Source organism: Schaalia sp. HMT-172, assembly GCF_030644365.1.
GTDB lineage: Bacteria > Actinomycetota > Actinomycetes > Actinomycetales > Actinomycetaceae > Pauljensenia.
Genome location: NZ_CP130058.1, coordinates 975,262 through 990,041, shown reverse-complemented (window position 1 = coordinate 990,041; position 14,780 = coordinate 975,262). Strand labels below are relative to the sequence as shown.

Sequence of the window (14,780 nt, the reverse complement as noted above, 5' to 3'; positions counted from 1 at the left end):
TGCGCCGCCGGTGTCGCGCCGGATTCGTGCCCCTGTGGATAACCGCGACGCGGCCAGTGGGCCTGTGGATGGGCGCCACAGCGCGATGACCTCCTTGAACGAGCGTGAGACAGGCGTCCCAAGGGATACTGTTCCAGTAACGACGAAGCCCCGGGCGCGATGCGCCCCAGCCCCGAAAGACACCACCATGAGTGAGAACATCGAGGACCTCAAGGCGCAGCTCGCCGCAGCAGAGGCGGCAGCGAAGGCCGCCGAAGCCGAAGCCGCACGCGCGAAGGCCGAAGCCTTGCGTCTCCAGCTCGAAGCCGCCGGCTCCGCAGCCGCGGCTCCCGCCACCCCGGCCTCGTCCCCCAGCTCCGACCTGTCCGCTTTCGCCACCCAGATTCTGGCCGCCTACTCGTGGGATGTCCCGGCCATCACGATCGGTACGCTGATCGACGGCGGCGCGCGCGTGCCCGGCGTCAGCGCGGCGATGCCGGTGCCCATGTTCAACCGCCACCTCCTGGTCGCGGGAGCGACGGGCACGGGCAAGACCCGCACCCTGCAGCTCCTGGCCGAGGGGCTGTCGGCGGCGGGCTCCTCCGTGCTCCTGTGCGACGTCAAGGGTGACCTCACGGGCCTGGGAGAGGCCGGCGCGAGCTCCGAGAAGCTCCTGGCCCGCACGGCCGCCAACGGTCAGGAGTGGGCGTCCTCGTCGTTCCCGATCGAGCTGCTGAGCCTGGGCGGGGCGGACTCGCAGTTCCCGGGCGTGCCCGTGCGCGCCGAGGTCTCCGACTTCGGCCCGATCCTCCTGGCCCGCGCCCTGTCTCTGAACACAACCCAGGAGCAGGCCCTGCAGCTCATCTTCGCGTGGGCGGACCGCCAGGGCCTGGAGCTCGTGGACCTGCCGGACCTGCGCTCCGTCATCTCCTTCCTGACGTCGGATGAAGGCAAGGAGGAGCTGGCCACCATCGGCGGCGTCTCCAAGGCCACCGCCGGCGTTATCCTGCGCGCCCTGACCGCCCTCGAATCCCAGGGCGGCGGCCAGTTCTTCGGGGCCCCCGGCTTCGACACCGCCGACCTGATGCGCTCCGACTCAACGGGCCGGGGCATCATCTCCCTGCTGGGCGTCGGCGATATCTCCTCGCACCCGGCCCTGGTCAGCGCGGTCATCATGTTCCTGCTGGCGAACCTCTTCGCGACCCTGCCCGAGGTCGGCGACGCGCCTCACCCCAAGCTCGTGTTCTTCTTCGACGAGGCCCACCTGCTCTTCGCGGACGCCACCAAGGAGTTCGAGCGCCAGGTCGTCCAGACCGTGCGCCTGATCCGCTCCAAGGGCGTGGGCGTCGTCTTCGTGACGCAGACCCCCAAGGACATCCCCTCCGACGTGCTGGCACAGCTGGGCTCGCGCATCCAGCACGGCCTGCGCGCCTCCACGCCCGACGACTTCAAGAAGCTGAAGGCGACCGTGCAGACCTTCCCGACAACCAGCCTCGAGCTGGACGAGGTCCTCACGACGCTGGGCACGGGCGAGGCCGTGGTGACGGTGCTGGACCCGAAGGGTAACCCGACGCCGGTCACCCCCGTCGGCATCTGGGCGCCCGCCTCCGTCATGGGCCCCGCCTCCGCCGACACGATCGCCCGCGTCAACCAGTCCAGCGCCATCATGGGACGCTACCGTGACGCCGTGAACCCGGACTCCGCCGAGGAGAAGCTGGCGCGTCGCGCGGAGGAGGCCCAGGCCGCCCGCGAGGAAGCAGCCGCCCAGGAAGCAGCCGCCAAGGAGGAGGAGAAGGCCCGCAAGGAGGCCGAGAAGGCGGCTGAGAAGGCAGCGAAGGAAGCGGAGAAGGCCGCCGCCAAGGAAGAGGCCGCCCGCCAGAAGGAAATGGAGAGACTGCGCCGCCAGGCCGACAAGCAGGCGGAACGCGAGGAGGCCGCGCGCCAGCGCGCCGCCGAGCGTCGCGCACGCCAGGTCGAAAACGCCCTCGGGTCGGTACTGCGCACCGCCGGACGCGAGATCACCCGTTCCATCTTCGGGACGCGCAAGCGCTGAGGCGCGCGTTCTCGCCGTTTTCCCCTTCACGAGGCCGGGGCCAAGGTCGCCGTTTCAGGTGTCTTCGCCCCGGCCTCGTCTCACAGTGCGACCACTGTACCAAGTGCAGGCAAAATGCGGGTAGGCTGCGTGGCAAGTAACCACCACACGCGGGGAGCCCCTCATGCGCATCGGATTTATCGGGACGGGAGCCATGGCCCAGGCCATCGCTCGCGGTGCCGTTGCGTCCGGTGTCGATCCCGCGACGCTGATCTTCTCCAACCGCACGCCCGACAAGGCTTGCGACTTGGCCGACGAGCTGGGCGCGACCGCCGCGTCCTCGAACGTGTCCTTGGCCCGCCAGGCCGACATCGTCATCCTGGCCGTCAAGCCCAAGGATCAGCGCGCGGTCATCAAGGAGATAGCCCCCAGCGTGGTCTCACGCCCCGACGCGTGCGTCGTGTCCCTGGCCGCCGGGCGTACCCTCGACCAGATTACGCAGGATTTCGGCTCGGGCATTCCCCTCATTCGCGTGATGCCGAACGTGGCGGCCACCGTCAGGCAGTCCATGACGGCCCTGACGGCCACCCGCACCACCGACGATCAGGTCAACGCCGTGCGCGACCTCATGAACTCGGTTGGGCGTACCGTCCTCATCGACGAGGACTATTTCCCTGTGTTCCAGGCCCTGGCTTCGTGCTCCCCGGCCTGGTATTTCCAGATCATTGATTCTTTCGCCCGCGCGGGCCTCAAGTACGGGCTGCCCAAGGACAGCGCCGTCGAGATCGCGGCGCAGGCGATGGCGGGGTCGGCCGCGCTGCTCCTCGCCGAGCGCGAGGCGGGCACGATCCCCGCGCAACTCATTGACCGGGTGACGAGCCCCGGCGGCACCACGATCGCAGGATTGCTGGCCGCCGAGGAAGGTGGTTTGTCGAGTGCACTGGTAGGTGCCGTCGACGCCTCCATCCACGCCGATTCCCATCTCGGCTGACACTACCCCCTGCCGCGACGCGGCTTATCTCCCCCTTATTTGGCGCTTTCGCGCACCCTCAACACAGGAACGCTCATGTTGCTTTTCAACGCAGTCGTGCTCTCCGTGATTGTCATGCTGGCCCTCAGCATCGCTCGCGTGCACGTCGTCATCTCTCTTTTCGTCGCCTCGCTGGTGGGCGGCCTGGTGGCCGGAATGGGTATATCCGGCACGATGGTCGCCTTCCAGGACGGCCTCGCCGGCGGCGCTAAGATCGCCCTGTCCTACGCCCTGCTCGGCGCGTTCGCGATGTCGGTGGCCCACTCGGGCCTGCCGCGCCTGCTGGCGAACTGGATCATCGCTAAGCTGCGCAACGCTGACGACTCTAACTCGGCGCGCGTGGCTCGCTCCGCGAAGTGGGGCATCCTCGGTGGAGTCCTCGTCATGGGCGTGATGAGCCAGAACCTCATCCCGATTCACATCGCGTTCATTCCGCTGCTGGTGCCCCCGCTCATCGGTGTCATGAACGAGCTGAAGATGGACCGCCGCCTGGTCGCCTGTGCGATCACCTTCGGCATCGTCACCACCTACATGTTTGTGCCGATTGGCTTTGGTCGTATCTTCCTGCACGACATTCTCTACAAGAATATTGAGGACGCGGGCCTGGCTGTCGAGGGTGTCGTCAACCCGATGACCGCCATGGCGATCCCCGCCGCCTCGATGGCCGTGGGCTGTGCCATCGCCCTGCTCGTCTCCTACCGCAAGCCGCGCGAGTACGAGCAGCGTGAGACGGAGTTCAGCACGGGCGATGACAAGCCGATCAACATGGTCAAGGTCTGGGCGGCCGTCGTGGCCCTCGTCGCATGCTTCGTCATCCAGGCTGTCCTGACCAAGATGGATTCCGAGGCCGACCCGCTGCTCGTGGGTGCCCTCGTGGGCCTGTGCCTCATGCTCGCCATGCGCGTCGTGCCGTGGCAGCAGGCCGACGACGTGTTCAGTGGCGGCATGAAGATGATGAGCCTCATCGGCCTCATCATGATCACCGCGCAGGGCTACGCCGCGGTTCTGAAGGCGTCGGGCCAGATTGAGCCCCTCGTCCAGCAGACTTCCGCGATGTTCAACGGCTCCAAGGCGCTGGCCGCCGTCATCATGCTCCTGGTGGGCCTGGTCATCACGATGGGCATCGGCTCGTCCTTCTCGACCCTGCCGATCATCTCCGCGATCTACGTGCCCCTGTGCGTGACGCTGGGCTTCTCCCCCGTCGCCACGGTCGCGATCATCGGCACGGCGGGCGCGCTGGGCGACGCCGGTTCTCCCGCTTCCGACTCGACGCTTGGCCCGACAGCCGGTCTGAACGTGGATGGTCAGCACGACCACATGCGGGACACGGTCATCCCCGAGTTCATCCACTACAACATTCCGCTGTTGATCGGTGGTTGGATCGCGGCGATGGTCCTGTAATACCGTCGCTCTCATTGACGAGGCCGGGGCTGGGTTCACTGTTCACGTGACCTGGCCCCGGCCTCGTTATGCGCCCAGGTAGGTGGTCGTGACCTCGTGGAGGACCTCGGCGGTCGCGCGCACGTCCGCAAGGGCGATGTGTTCGTCGTGGGCGTGTAGCTGGGAGTACACCTGGCCCAGGCTGGCGCCGCTGTCGTAGGCCCCGAACCCGTATCCGATGCCTCCACGCCTGCGGGCCGCACGCAGGTCGGTCCCACCGGGCATGAGGACGGGGACGACGCGCACGCCCGGGTAGCGCCGACTCAGCGCCGCTTCGATCGCTCGGTACAAGCCGGTGTCGATCGACGAGGCCGTGGCGGGCTCGCTGAGGAGGCGCTCGATAGTCACGTGCTCGGCGAGGTCGCCGAGGGCCGCCGCGATGGCGGCGTCCACGTCATCGTCGTCGATGCCGGGCAGCGTGCGGATGTCCAGCTCGAGGGTGGCGTGGGAGGGCATGACGTTGATGGGCCCGCCCGAGCGGGCCACGGTCTGGGCGACGGTCACGTGGGAGATGGCGTGCGCGAAGGCTGCCAGGTCGGCGAACTCAGCGTAGTTGCCCTCGTAGGTGCCGTTGATGAGGCTGATTTCGGTCGTTTCATCGAACTCGAAGGCGCGCACGAAGGAGGCCCAGACCTCGTCCGTGGCGGCGGGCCAGCGAGCGGAGGACAGCGCCGCGCTCACCTGGGCGAGCCGCTCGACGGCGCTCATGCGGCCCAGCGGAACCGAGCCGTGGCCGGCATCGCCCCGGATGTGCAGGCGGCGCTGGGCTGCGCCCTTTTCGCCGACGACCACGACGACGCTGTCACCTCCGCGGCGCCCGCGAATGTGCGCCCCTCCCATTTCGGACAGAGCCGCCTCCCAGGGGAAGGCGTCCGGCCGGTGTTCACCGATCCACGGCACGCCGAGCCCTCCTCGTGCTTCTTCGTCTGCGGCGGCCACGAACACCAAGGGGCGAGCGGGAGGATTACCGTCCTGGGCGCGGCGAGCGACTTCGCGGGTGACGACGGCCATCGCGGCGGTCAGGTGGAGCATGTCGACTGTGCCGCGCCCCCACATGACGCCGTCCTCGATCTGCGCGCCGAAGGGATCGCGTGTCCACTTGGCCTCGTCGACGGGCACGACGTCCGTGTGCCCCATGAGGGTCAGGGGCGTGCCGGCGCAGCCGAGGTCCGCGCCCTCCACCGTGACTACGAGGGTGGTGCGCCCAGGGTGCGGGGTGATCCGTTCGATAGACACGGGCAGGTCGGCGAAGAAGTCCTCAAGGAGGTCGGCGGCTCGCTCCTCTCCGCCCGAATCGGCGGTCAGGTCGTTGACGCAGCCCAGGCGCACCAGGCGCCCCAACAGGTCCACGGTCTGCTCGCCCAGCGATTGCGTGCTCACGGTTGATCCCCTTTCCCGAGGAGGCCTCGTCCCGGCTCCCCTGCCTGACACCACGGTATCCCCGCGCGCTTCACTTCACCCGACCGCGCCACGAGAGGAGCTTTTGTAACGGCCCGTGTGAGCAACCCGCACCCGCTGCGTCGGCGCTGCGTTGGACCGGCGCACCCGCACAAAAGTACGCTAGTGGGGCAAACAGTCCACGACTCGGATGGAGACAACTCAATTATGGCCATGAACACCCGTGCGCAGGCGCCTCGCGTGCCCGACCGCGCCGCTCCCGAAGGCCTCGAAGCCAAGTGGGGTGAGGCCTGGGAAAGCCAGGGCACCTACGCTTTTGACCGCACCGCGACGCGCGAGCAGGTGTACTCGATCGACACTCCCCCGCCGACGGTATCCGGCTCCCTGCACATCGGCCATGTTTTCTCCTACACGCACACCGACGTCGTGGCCCGCTACCAGCGCATGATGGGCAAGTCCGTGTTCTACCCGATGGGGTGGGACGACAACGGATTGCCCACCGAGCGCCGCGTGCAGAACTACTTCGGCGTGCGCGTGGACGCGACCCTGCCCTACGACCCCGATTTCGAGCCCCCGCACGTGGGCGGCGACGGCAAGTCGATCAAGGCTCGCGACCAGTTGCCGATTTCCCGTAAGAACTTCGTGGAGCTGTGCGAGCGCCTCACCGTCGAGGACGAGGCTCAGTTTGAGGCGCTGTGGCGCTACCTGGGTCTGAGCGTGGACTGGAAGCAGAACTATCAGACGATCGGCGCGCGTGCGCGCAAGGTCGCCCAGGCCGCGTTCCTGCGCAACCTGGCGCGCGGCGAGGCCTACCAGGCCGAGGCCCCGGGCCTGTGGGACGTCACCTTCCAGACGGCGGTCGCCCAGGCTGAGCTGGAGAGCCGCGAGTACCCGGGCTTCTACCACCGCCTGGCCTTCCACATCACCGACGCGCAGGCCGCCGCGAAGGCTGCCGCCGCGGGCGCGCCCGTCGAGGACGGCGTGGACGTGTGCATCGAGACGACGCGCCCCGAGCTGCTGGCCGCCTGCGTCGCCCTGATCGCTCACCCGGACGACGATCGTTACAAGCCGCTGTTCGGCACGACGGTCGCCTCGCCCGTGTACGGCGTCGAGGTGCCGATCCTGCCCCACCCCGAGGCGGAGATGGACAAGGGCGCGGGTATCGCCATGTGCTGTACCTTCGGCGACACGACCGACATTGACTGGTGGCGTGACCTGGAGCTGCCGCTGCGCGCGATCCTGCGCAAGGACGGCCGCATCATCACCGAGACCCCCGAGTGGATCACGACCGATGCGGGCCGCGCGGCTTTCGAGCAGATCACCGGTAAGACGACGTTCTCCGCGCGCGAGGCCGTGGTGGCTGCCCTGCGCGAGTCGGGCGAGCTGAAGGGCGAGCCGACCAAGACGATGCGTCAGACCAACTTCTTCGAGAAGGGCGACAAGCCCCTCGAGATCGTCACCTCGCGCCAGTGGTACATCCGTAACGGTGGCCGCGCGTGGACGAACCCGGCCTCGGGCACGGATCTGAACGAGGAGCTCATCGGCCGCGGCCGCGAGCTGGAGTTCCACCCCGACTTCATGCGCGTGCGCTACGAGAACTGGGTGAAGGGCTTGAAGGGCGACTGGCTGGTGTCCCGTCAGCGCTTCTTCGGCGTGCCGTTCCCGCTGTGGTACCGCGTGGACGCGGACGGCCAGGTCAACTACGACGACATCATCACCCCCTCTGAGGCTGCTCTGCCGGTCGATCCGTCGACGGACGTGCCGGAGGGGTTCGCGGAGGATCAGCGCGGCGTGGCCGGCGGCTTCGTGGGCGAGCTGGACATCATGGACACGTGGGCGACGTCCTCGCTGTCTCCGCAGCTGGCCTGTGGCTGGCTGGATGACGAGGACCTGTTCGCTCGCACGTACCCGATGGATTTGCGCCCGCAGGGCCAGGACATCATTCGCACGTGGCTGTTCTCGACCGTGGTGCGCGCGGACCTGGAGTTCGGCGCGCTGCCGTGGAAGCACGCGGGCCTGTCGGGCTGGATCCTGGATTCGGACCACAAGAAGATGTCCAAGTCCAAGGGCAACGTCGTGACCCCGATGGGCATTCTGGAGAAGTATGGGTCGGATGCCGTGCGTTACTGGGCGGCGTCGGCTCGCCTGGGCCTGGATGCGGCGTTCGACGAGCAGCAGATGAAGATTGGTCGCCGCCTGGCGATCAAGGTGCTCAACGCCTCGAAGTTTGCCCTGACGATGGGCGGCGAGGGCGCGGCGATTGATCTGGATCCGGCGCTGGTGACGGTGCCGCTGGATCGTTCGGTGCTGGCGGCGCTGGCCTCCGTCATTGACGAGGCCTCGGCTGCCCTGGCGTCCTACGAGCACTCTCGCGCGCTCGAGGTGACGGAGTCGTTCTTCTGGACGTTCTGCGACGACTACCTGGAGCTGGTCAAGGAGCGGGCTTACAACCGTGATGGCGCGTGGGACGAGGCTTCGGCCGCGTCTGCCCGTGCGGCTCTGGCGATCGTTATTGATAACGTGGTGCGCCTGTTGGCCCCCTACCTGCCGTATGTGACGGAGGAGGTGTGGAGCTGGTACCGCGAGGGAAGCGTGCACACCGCCCCGTGGCCTGTTGTGACGGACCTGGCTGGCGTCGAGGGCGATCCCTCGGTGCTGGAGGCCGCGTCGTCTGCTCTGATCGCGCTGCGTCGCGTGAAGTCTGAGGCGAAGGTGTCGCCGCGTACTCCGTTCCTGGCGGTGACGGTGCGCGCCCCGCAGGCTCAGGTGGAGGCCCTGGAGTCGGTGAAGGGCGACCTGGAGGCCGCGTCGAAGGCCGTGGGCGCCCTGACCGTGGCCGCCTCCGACGACACCGAGGCCACCGAGGCCGTTGTCGAGTCCTTCGAGCTAGGCGAGGCTCCTGCGAAGCGCAAGAAGGCCTGACCTTTAAGCTGGCCTTGGGGGCCGCCCGTGGAACACCACGGGCGGCCCCTTTGCATACCTATTTCGCAATCGCGCCACTCAGCGCGAACACTGAGACCCACCACACTTTGCCTTGTACTTGTCAGACAAGTGCATAACACGCGCCGACCACACTCTCCGCCGTTAGGCTACAACTGTCAAGACACAACCCAAAGGAGGGCACATGATCACCGAAGTAGACCTGAGCGGAACACCTTGCTTCGCTCCTGATGCCAAGCTAACAGGCCTGAAAAAGATCAATTTCATATTCGGACCAAACGGAGCTGGAAAAACAACACTAACCCGAGAGCTAGGAAGACTCAACAGCGACAATCAAGCCACTCACATTTACAACCGTGACTACCTATCAGAAATTTTCTATTTAGAACCAACCGGTATACAAGGTGAAATACCCGGCATCACCTTCACAATAGGCAGCGAGAATACGGAACTCCAGAAAAAAAGAAAAGAAACACTGAAAAAATTGGCCGATCTCAACAATCTTCTGCAGACGCTAAGGAAGACCCAGAGCAAGCAGCAAAAACAAGCAGATGAAGATCGTAAAGCCTTAAAATCGAAGCTCAAGAAAGCATGGGAACCGTATGCAGCTTCAAACGAACTCCTAAGCGGACTCAAAAGAGATGTTCACAAACTCGTTGAACGCCTACAGAGAGAACGCGAGGAAAGTGAGATTGAAGAATCCCTAGCTTCACTCGACAACAGATATCAGACAATCAGCAACAACCAGCTGAGCAAAATTCAACTTCCCGATTTCACAAGCACTATGCAACAACTAAAAGATACCGACATAAAACGCGCTTTAGAAAAGTCTATAGACATAGAATCCAGCTCATCACTATTTCCTTTTGCGAGTCAATACAACCTACTTCCATGGATCAAAGAAGGACTAGACCTCATCAAGCAAGAAGACATAGATAACCACACGTGCCCATACTGCCAACAGGACATCGATGACAGACTGTTGGAACAAATCGCCACTTTGTTTAACAAATCTGCTTCAGACAGCTTTCAAGAGCTAGAAACATTAAAGGAGATTGTAAGACAGTCTGCAACTACACTAAAAGAAATTAGCTCACTCATCACAGATTCTATCTTACACTCAGAAAACAACATCAGAGATGCCATATCTACAATTGATAAACAAGTTTCAACATTGCGAGAAACCTGGCGACTAATTCAAGAAAAGCAACGGAATAGCGACTTCAAACCACCAAAAGACTTCGAATACATCGACATACAGAAACTAGATAAGGCTCTTTCCATTATCTACAAACGCACAATCAAAAACAACGAAGAATGCTCAAACACTCACCAGGCAAAACAGAACATCACACACCTTTTCTTTGCCCGGCTCCACCAAGACAATCAAGAGATCATTAAAGAGTACTACATAAAGAGACCAAAGGGAACACAAAGCGCACTATCTAACATCTCAATGAAAATAACAAAGACCAAGAGTGAAATACAAACTAAAGAGCAAGAGCTACGAGAAATTAGCGATCAACTTGGCGATCAAGCTGCAGTGAGAGATAAAATCAATTCCACCCTTTGCGACCTAGGATTTATCAGCTTTAGGCTTGGCCAAGCGCCTAACAGCAAAAAGCACTACACCATTGAGCGGCCAGTGCGCGACAACCCAAGCTCCTACACACCCTCACCATTCTCCACACTTTCAGAGGGAGAAAAAACAATCTTATCATTTCTATACTTTATTCATTGCATCAACCCTCACGCGAAACAACCTAACGACTCAACACCAATTTCTCTTATTATTGACGACCCCATAGCCTCAACTGACGACTCCACATTTAACTTCATTTCGACACTTATACGCAGGCTCCTGCGCGCCCTCAGAAACCCAAAGAAGCAGGAACTTCAACAGCTACTTTCTAGCAAAGTAACACAGATCATCATTCTGACACACAACATCGGATTTTACACAAACACATCCTTTGAGATTCGTTCAGGATACAACCAGGATCAACCACCAAACGATCTCGCCTTTTATAGAATCACGAAGAGCATTGAGAGAGGGACGCCGAACTCTATTCACAGAGTTCGCAACCCGAAAGAAATTAGCACTGAATACCAGCTTCTTTGGAATGAAATTCATGATGCTGCTACCTCATGTCGCAATCATGAGCCTAACGAGACCATTCCTCGTTATCGACTAATTGCAAATACCATGCGCAGAATTCTCGACAGCTATTTTATCACTCTAGGAAGTACAAATTTCCACAAAAAAGAGAAATCACCAAAGTCTTCAATTACCGAACTCGGTCGATCTTACGGTCCAATGGTAGAAGAATGCATGAATCGCTTCAATGAAGGTTCCCACGGTTCCTATGCGAATTTCGCATGCTCTACAATGCCGACTCGACAAGAGCTCATGAAATTCGAAGAGATTTTCAGCAAACACATTGATCATGGTGCTCACCACGGACATTTTTTGATGATGATGGGCCTTCCATCAGGAGGACAGATCAGCGACTTGTGGGAGGAAGGGCAGGAGGGGGACAAAGCCCTGGTGGATTGATCTGAGTTAGCACATTAGCCATTCACAGCTTCGACGTTTCTGACTCATGTCCCCCTCGTTTGGCAGCTCTACTTGCGGCCGCTCGTGGTGTTCCACGGGCGGCCCCCTTTCGCACATCAGGTGGCGGTCCTGCGGCCAATGCCAAGGCTTCCATCACCACGCGTACCGCAGAGGTGCATGGGCGTTGTTAGGAAGACGGTATGGCTATGTCAACGCTCGACGAGTTTCTCGCGACCATCCCGAACGGCGACAATCGTGTGCGGATGGTGCAGGTGTTGAACTGGAGCTGAGCACTACCCGGAACTGGAGCTGCGCATCGCGTGGAACCAGTCGATGTTTACCACCACAACACGTACATCATCGGGTTCTCGGCCATCTCCAAGCACATGGCAATGGCCCCCGAGCGCGCCACTATGATCCGCTTCGATTCCGTCATGCGTGAGCGAGGCACGGACTTCGGCACAATGTTTGCGCGACAGCTCTGGAATATGTCCTTCGACTACGCATTTCTTGACGTCTTCACTCAGCATTAGCTCGCCGAGAAGGAGGACATCAGGCGGTGATGAAGCGCTCAATGCCTAGTCTTCCATCACTACGCGTGCCGCAGATGTGTGCGGGCGTTGTTAGGGTGACGGTATGGCTATTTCACCGCTTGACGAGTACCTCGAGACCATCCCCGACGACGACAACCGTGAGCGGATGGTGGACGTTCTGGTGTGGGTAGGGCTCACCTATCCTGAACTGGAGCTGCGCATCGAGTGGAACCAGCCGATGTTCACCCACCACGGGACATACATCATCGGGTTCTCCGCCGCGTCCAAGCACATGGCGATTGCACCCGAGCGCGCCACCATGATCCGCTTCGAGCAGGTCATGCGCGAGCGCGGCACGGACTTCAGCACAATGCTCGCCCGCCAGCCGTGGGACAAGCCCTTCGACTACGAACTCCTGGACGCGTTCATCCAGCATCAGCTCGCGGAAAAGCAAGACATCACATCCTTCTGGCGCCCCAAGGACCACGAACTCGCGGCCGCCGAGGCCGTCGCAGTCGGCGCACAGCCGCCCACCGTCCGCGAGCGCACCGAAGACGACGACGAATGGCTCCGCGCCACCATCCTGCCTGCGCTCGAGCACTACCTCGCACATCCAGAAAGCGCGCACACTCTCGAAGAGTTTGATGCTCTCATCAAGCAGCCTGTTCGCGATTACGAGGAACACCCCGACGACGTCTACACGCTCGACGAGGTGAAGGCCGAGCTCGGCCTGGACTAGCACCTCCACAGGTTTGCTCCGCCCGGCCACAGCGGACACAGGCAGCCACCCCTAAAGACAGCCCCTCTCCCCCACCCTACGGGAGCGTAGGATAGGGGGAGCAACAGCTGCGCCGCTGGCCCCGTCCCGCAGCGCTCACCGCCTAGCGACCAGGGAGCAGACATGACCGCCGAAGAAACCCCAGCCTCGTCCACCGACGACGAGACGACTCAGGCGCAGACGACCACCGACGTTACAACCGACGCGACCGCCGACTCACAGGAGGCCGCCCCCGCCACCGAAGCCCTCGAGTGGCACGCCCCCGTCCTGGTGCGCATCGACGAGCACACGACGATCCCCCACCTGCTCAAAGAACGCGTGCAGCGCGGCGCCACCCGCCCCCTCATCCTGCGCAAGATCGGCATCGGCGACACGTGGCGCTCCATCACGGCGCGCGAGTTCTACGACGAGGTCCACGCGCTCGCCGCCGGCCTCATCGCGCGGGGCCTCGAACCCGGCGACAGGGTCGCGATCATGAGCCGCACCCGCTACGAGTGGACGCTCCTTGACTTCGCGTGCTGGGCGGCCGGCCTCGTCCCCGTGCCCATCTACGAAACCAGCTCCATCGACCAGGTCGCCCACGTCCTCGTCGACGCGGACGTCCACCTCATCATCACCGAGACCGTGTCCATGGCGGAGATCGTGCGCGCCGCCGCCGAGCGCGAAAACCGGGACAACACGCATGTCCTCTCCCTGGATTCGGAGGCCATCGAAACCCTCATCGCGGACGGCTCGGCCACCCCTCGCGAGCGCGTCCTCGCCCGCTCCGAAGCCCTCACGACAGACGACATCGCCACCATCGTCTACACGTCGGGCACGACGGGCACGCCCAAGGGTACGGTCCTGAGCCACGAGAACTTCACGAACCTGTGCCTCAACGCCCACGCGTGGATGCCGGAAATCGCGGCGGGCAAGAACTCGCGCCTGCTTCTGTTCCTGCCCCTCGCCCACGTGTTCGCCCGCTTCCTGCAGGTCTTCCAGATCAGCGGCAACGGCGTCCTCGGCCACGCGCCCAACATCAAGAACCTGCTCAACGACCTGGCGTCTTTCAAGCCGAGCTACCTCCTGGTCGTCCCGCGCGTCCTGGAGAAGATCTACAACTCGGCGGATACGAAGGCGTCCGGCCCCAAGCGCAAGATCTTCCGCTGGGCGGCCAAGGTCGCGATCGCCTACTCCCAGGCCCTGGACACCAACGACGGCCCGACCGCGTCCCTGAAAGCCCAGCACGCCCTCGCCGACAAGCTCGTCTACCAGCAGATCATCCGCCTGGTGGGCGGCAACGCGGACTACATCGTCTCGGGCGGCGCACCCCTGGCCCCCTGGCTCGCGCACTTCTACCGCGGCGTCGGCATCCCCGTCCTGGAGGGCTACGGTCTGACCGAGACGGTCGGCCCGGTCTCCGTCAACACGCCCCGCCTGTCCAAGATCGGCACCGTGGGCCCGGCCCTGCCGCCCATGTCCTTCAAGATCAGCGACGAGGGCGAAATCCTCCTCAAGGGCCCCAGCGTCTTCCAGCGCTACCACAACAACCCCGAGGCCACAGCCGCCTGCTTCACCGACGACGGCTGGTTCCGCACGGGCGACCTGGGGTCCCTGGACCGCGACGGCTACGTGTCCATCACGGGCCGCGCGAAGGAAATCATCGTGACGGCGGGCGGCAAGAACGTCGCCCCCGCCGCCCTCGAAAACCCGATGCGCTCCCACCCGCTCATCTCCCAAGTCCTGGTCGTCGGCGACCAGCGGCCTTTCGTCGCCGCGCTCATCACGCTGGACGCGGAGATGCTCCCCGACTGGCTCGCCGCCCACTCCCTGCCCCCGATGAGCGTCGCAGAGGCGGCCACGAACGTCGAGGTCCTCGCCTCCCTGGAAAAGGCGGTGGCTTCGGCGAACGAACACGTCTCGCGCGCCGAATCGATCCGCAAGATCAAGGTCCTCACCACCGACTTCACGGAGGCGAACGGCCTGCTCACCCCCTCCCTGAAGGTCAAGAGGGCCGAGGCCACGCGCCGCTTCGCCCCCGTCATCGACGAGATCTACGGCGGCCCCGTACAAAGCTGACGCACGCACAACTAACGCACGCGCGACCGACGCTC

Annotated in this window: 9 protein-coding genes; 8 read left to right on the top strand and 1 reads right to left on the bottom strand. The window is 63.2% G+C overall.

Translation table 11 applies throughout. From position 1 onward, the window contains the following. Nucleotides 1–187 precede the first annotated feature (187 nt). The 3 genes from QU663_RS04065 (at nucleotide 188) to QU663_RS04055 (ending at nucleotide 4,442) form a co-directional block, all read left to right on the top strand. Nucleotides 188–2,032 (top strand): helicase HerA-like domain-containing protein, encoded by a 1,845-nt coding sequence (locus QU663_RS04065; RefSeq protein WP_021611653.1) that lies wholly within the window; start codon nucleotides 188–190, stop codon nucleotides 2,030–2,032. Nucleotides 2,033–2,195: 163 nt separating this feature from the next. Next, entirely contained in the window at nucleotides 2,196–3,002 is an 807-nt protein-coding gene (gene proC / locus QU663_RS04060) for a pyrroline-5-carboxylate reductase (RefSeq protein WP_021611652.1), read from the top strand. Nucleotides 3,003–3,077: 75 nt separating this feature from the next. After that, nucleotides 3,078–4,442, top strand: coding sequence for a Na+/H+ antiporter family protein (locus QU663_RS04055; protein ID WP_021611651.1), 1,365 nt, complete (start codon nucleotides 3,078–3,080; stop codon nucleotides 4,440–4,442). A gap of 66 nt (nucleotides 4,443–4,508) precedes the next feature. Here QU663_RS04055 and QU663_RS04050 read toward each other — a convergent pair whose 3' ends face one another. Then, complete coding sequence (locus tag QU663_RS04050) at nucleotides 4,509–5,861, bottom strand: M20/M25/M40 family metallo-hydrolase (RefSeq protein ID WP_021611650.1); 1,353 nt, start codon at nucleotides 5,859–5,861, stop codon at nucleotides 4,509–4,511. Between the two features lie 225 nt (nucleotides 5,862–6,086). On the opposite strand from QU663_RS04050, the gene valS reads away from it, so the two are divergent. The 5 genes from valS to QU663_RS04025 all read left to right on the top strand — a co-directional run bounded on the left by valS (nucleotide 6,087) and on the right by QU663_RS04025 (nucleotide 14,745). Beyond that, complete coding sequence (valS, locus tag QU663_RS04045) at nucleotides 6,087–8,801, top strand: valine--tRNA ligase (RefSeq protein WP_021611649.1); 2,715 nt, start codon at nucleotides 6,087–6,089, stop codon at nucleotides 8,799–8,801. A 202-nt stretch (nucleotides 8,802–9,003) separates the two neighbouring features. After that, nucleotides 9,004–11,376, top strand: coding sequence for an AAA family ATPase (locus QU663_RS04040; RefSeq protein WP_084437409.1), 2,373 nt, complete (start codon nucleotides 9,004–9,006; stop codon nucleotides 11,374–11,376). Nucleotides 11,377–11,696: 320 nt separating this feature from the next. Further along, the gene (locus tag QU663_RS04035; RefSeq protein WP_021611647.1) at nucleotides 11,697–11,909 is read left to right on the top strand and encodes a hypothetical protein; all 213 of its coding nucleotides are present in this window, start codon (nucleotides 11,697–11,699) and stop codon (nucleotides 11,907–11,909) included. Between the two features lie 103 nt (nucleotides 11,910–12,012). Beyond that, on the top strand, nucleotides 12,013–12,648 hold the full coding sequence (locus tag QU663_RS04030) for an iron chaperone (protein ID WP_021611646.1): 636 nt from the start codon (nucleotides 12,013–12,015) through the stop codon (nucleotides 12,646–12,648). A 162-nt stretch (nucleotides 12,649–12,810) separates the two neighbouring features. Continuing rightward, on the top strand, nucleotides 12,811–14,745 hold the full coding sequence (locus QU663_RS04025; RefSeq protein ID WP_021611645.1) for a long-chain fatty acid--CoA ligase: 1,935 nt from the start codon (nucleotides 12,811–12,813) through the stop codon (nucleotides 14,743–14,745). The last annotated feature ends 35 nt before the right edge of the window (nucleotides 14,746–14,780 follow it).

What these genes read in the sequence shown, in the direction of transcription:
- QU663_RS04040 (WP_084437409.1), top strand. Translation starts at nt 9,004, where the DNA reads ATGATCACCGAAGTAGACCTGAGCGGAACACCTTGCTTCGCTCCTGAT.
- QU663_RS04055 (WP_021611651.1), top strand. Translation starts at nt 3,078, where the DNA reads ATGTTGCTTTTCAACGCAGTCGTGCTCTCCGTGATTGTCATGCTGGCC.
- valS (WP_021611649.1), top strand. Translation starts at nt 6,087, where the DNA reads ATGGCCATGAACACCCGTGCGCAGGCGCCTCGCGTGCCCGACCGCGCC.
- QU663_RS04065 (WP_021611653.1), top strand. Translation starts at nt 188, where the DNA reads ATGAGTGAGAACATCGAGGACCTCAAGGCGCAGCTCGCCGCAGCAGAG.
- QU663_RS04030 (WP_021611646.1), top strand. Translation starts at nt 12,013, where the DNA reads ATGGCTATTTCACCGCTTGACGAGTACCTCGAGACCATCCCCGACGAC.
- proC (WP_021611652.1), top strand. Translation starts at nt 2,196, where the DNA reads ATGCGCATCGGATTTATCGGGACGGGAGCCATGGCCCAGGCCATCGCT.
- QU663_RS04025 (WP_021611645.1), top strand. Translation starts at nt 12,811, where the DNA reads ATGACCGCCGAAGAAACCCCAGCCTCGTCCACCGACGACGAGACGACT.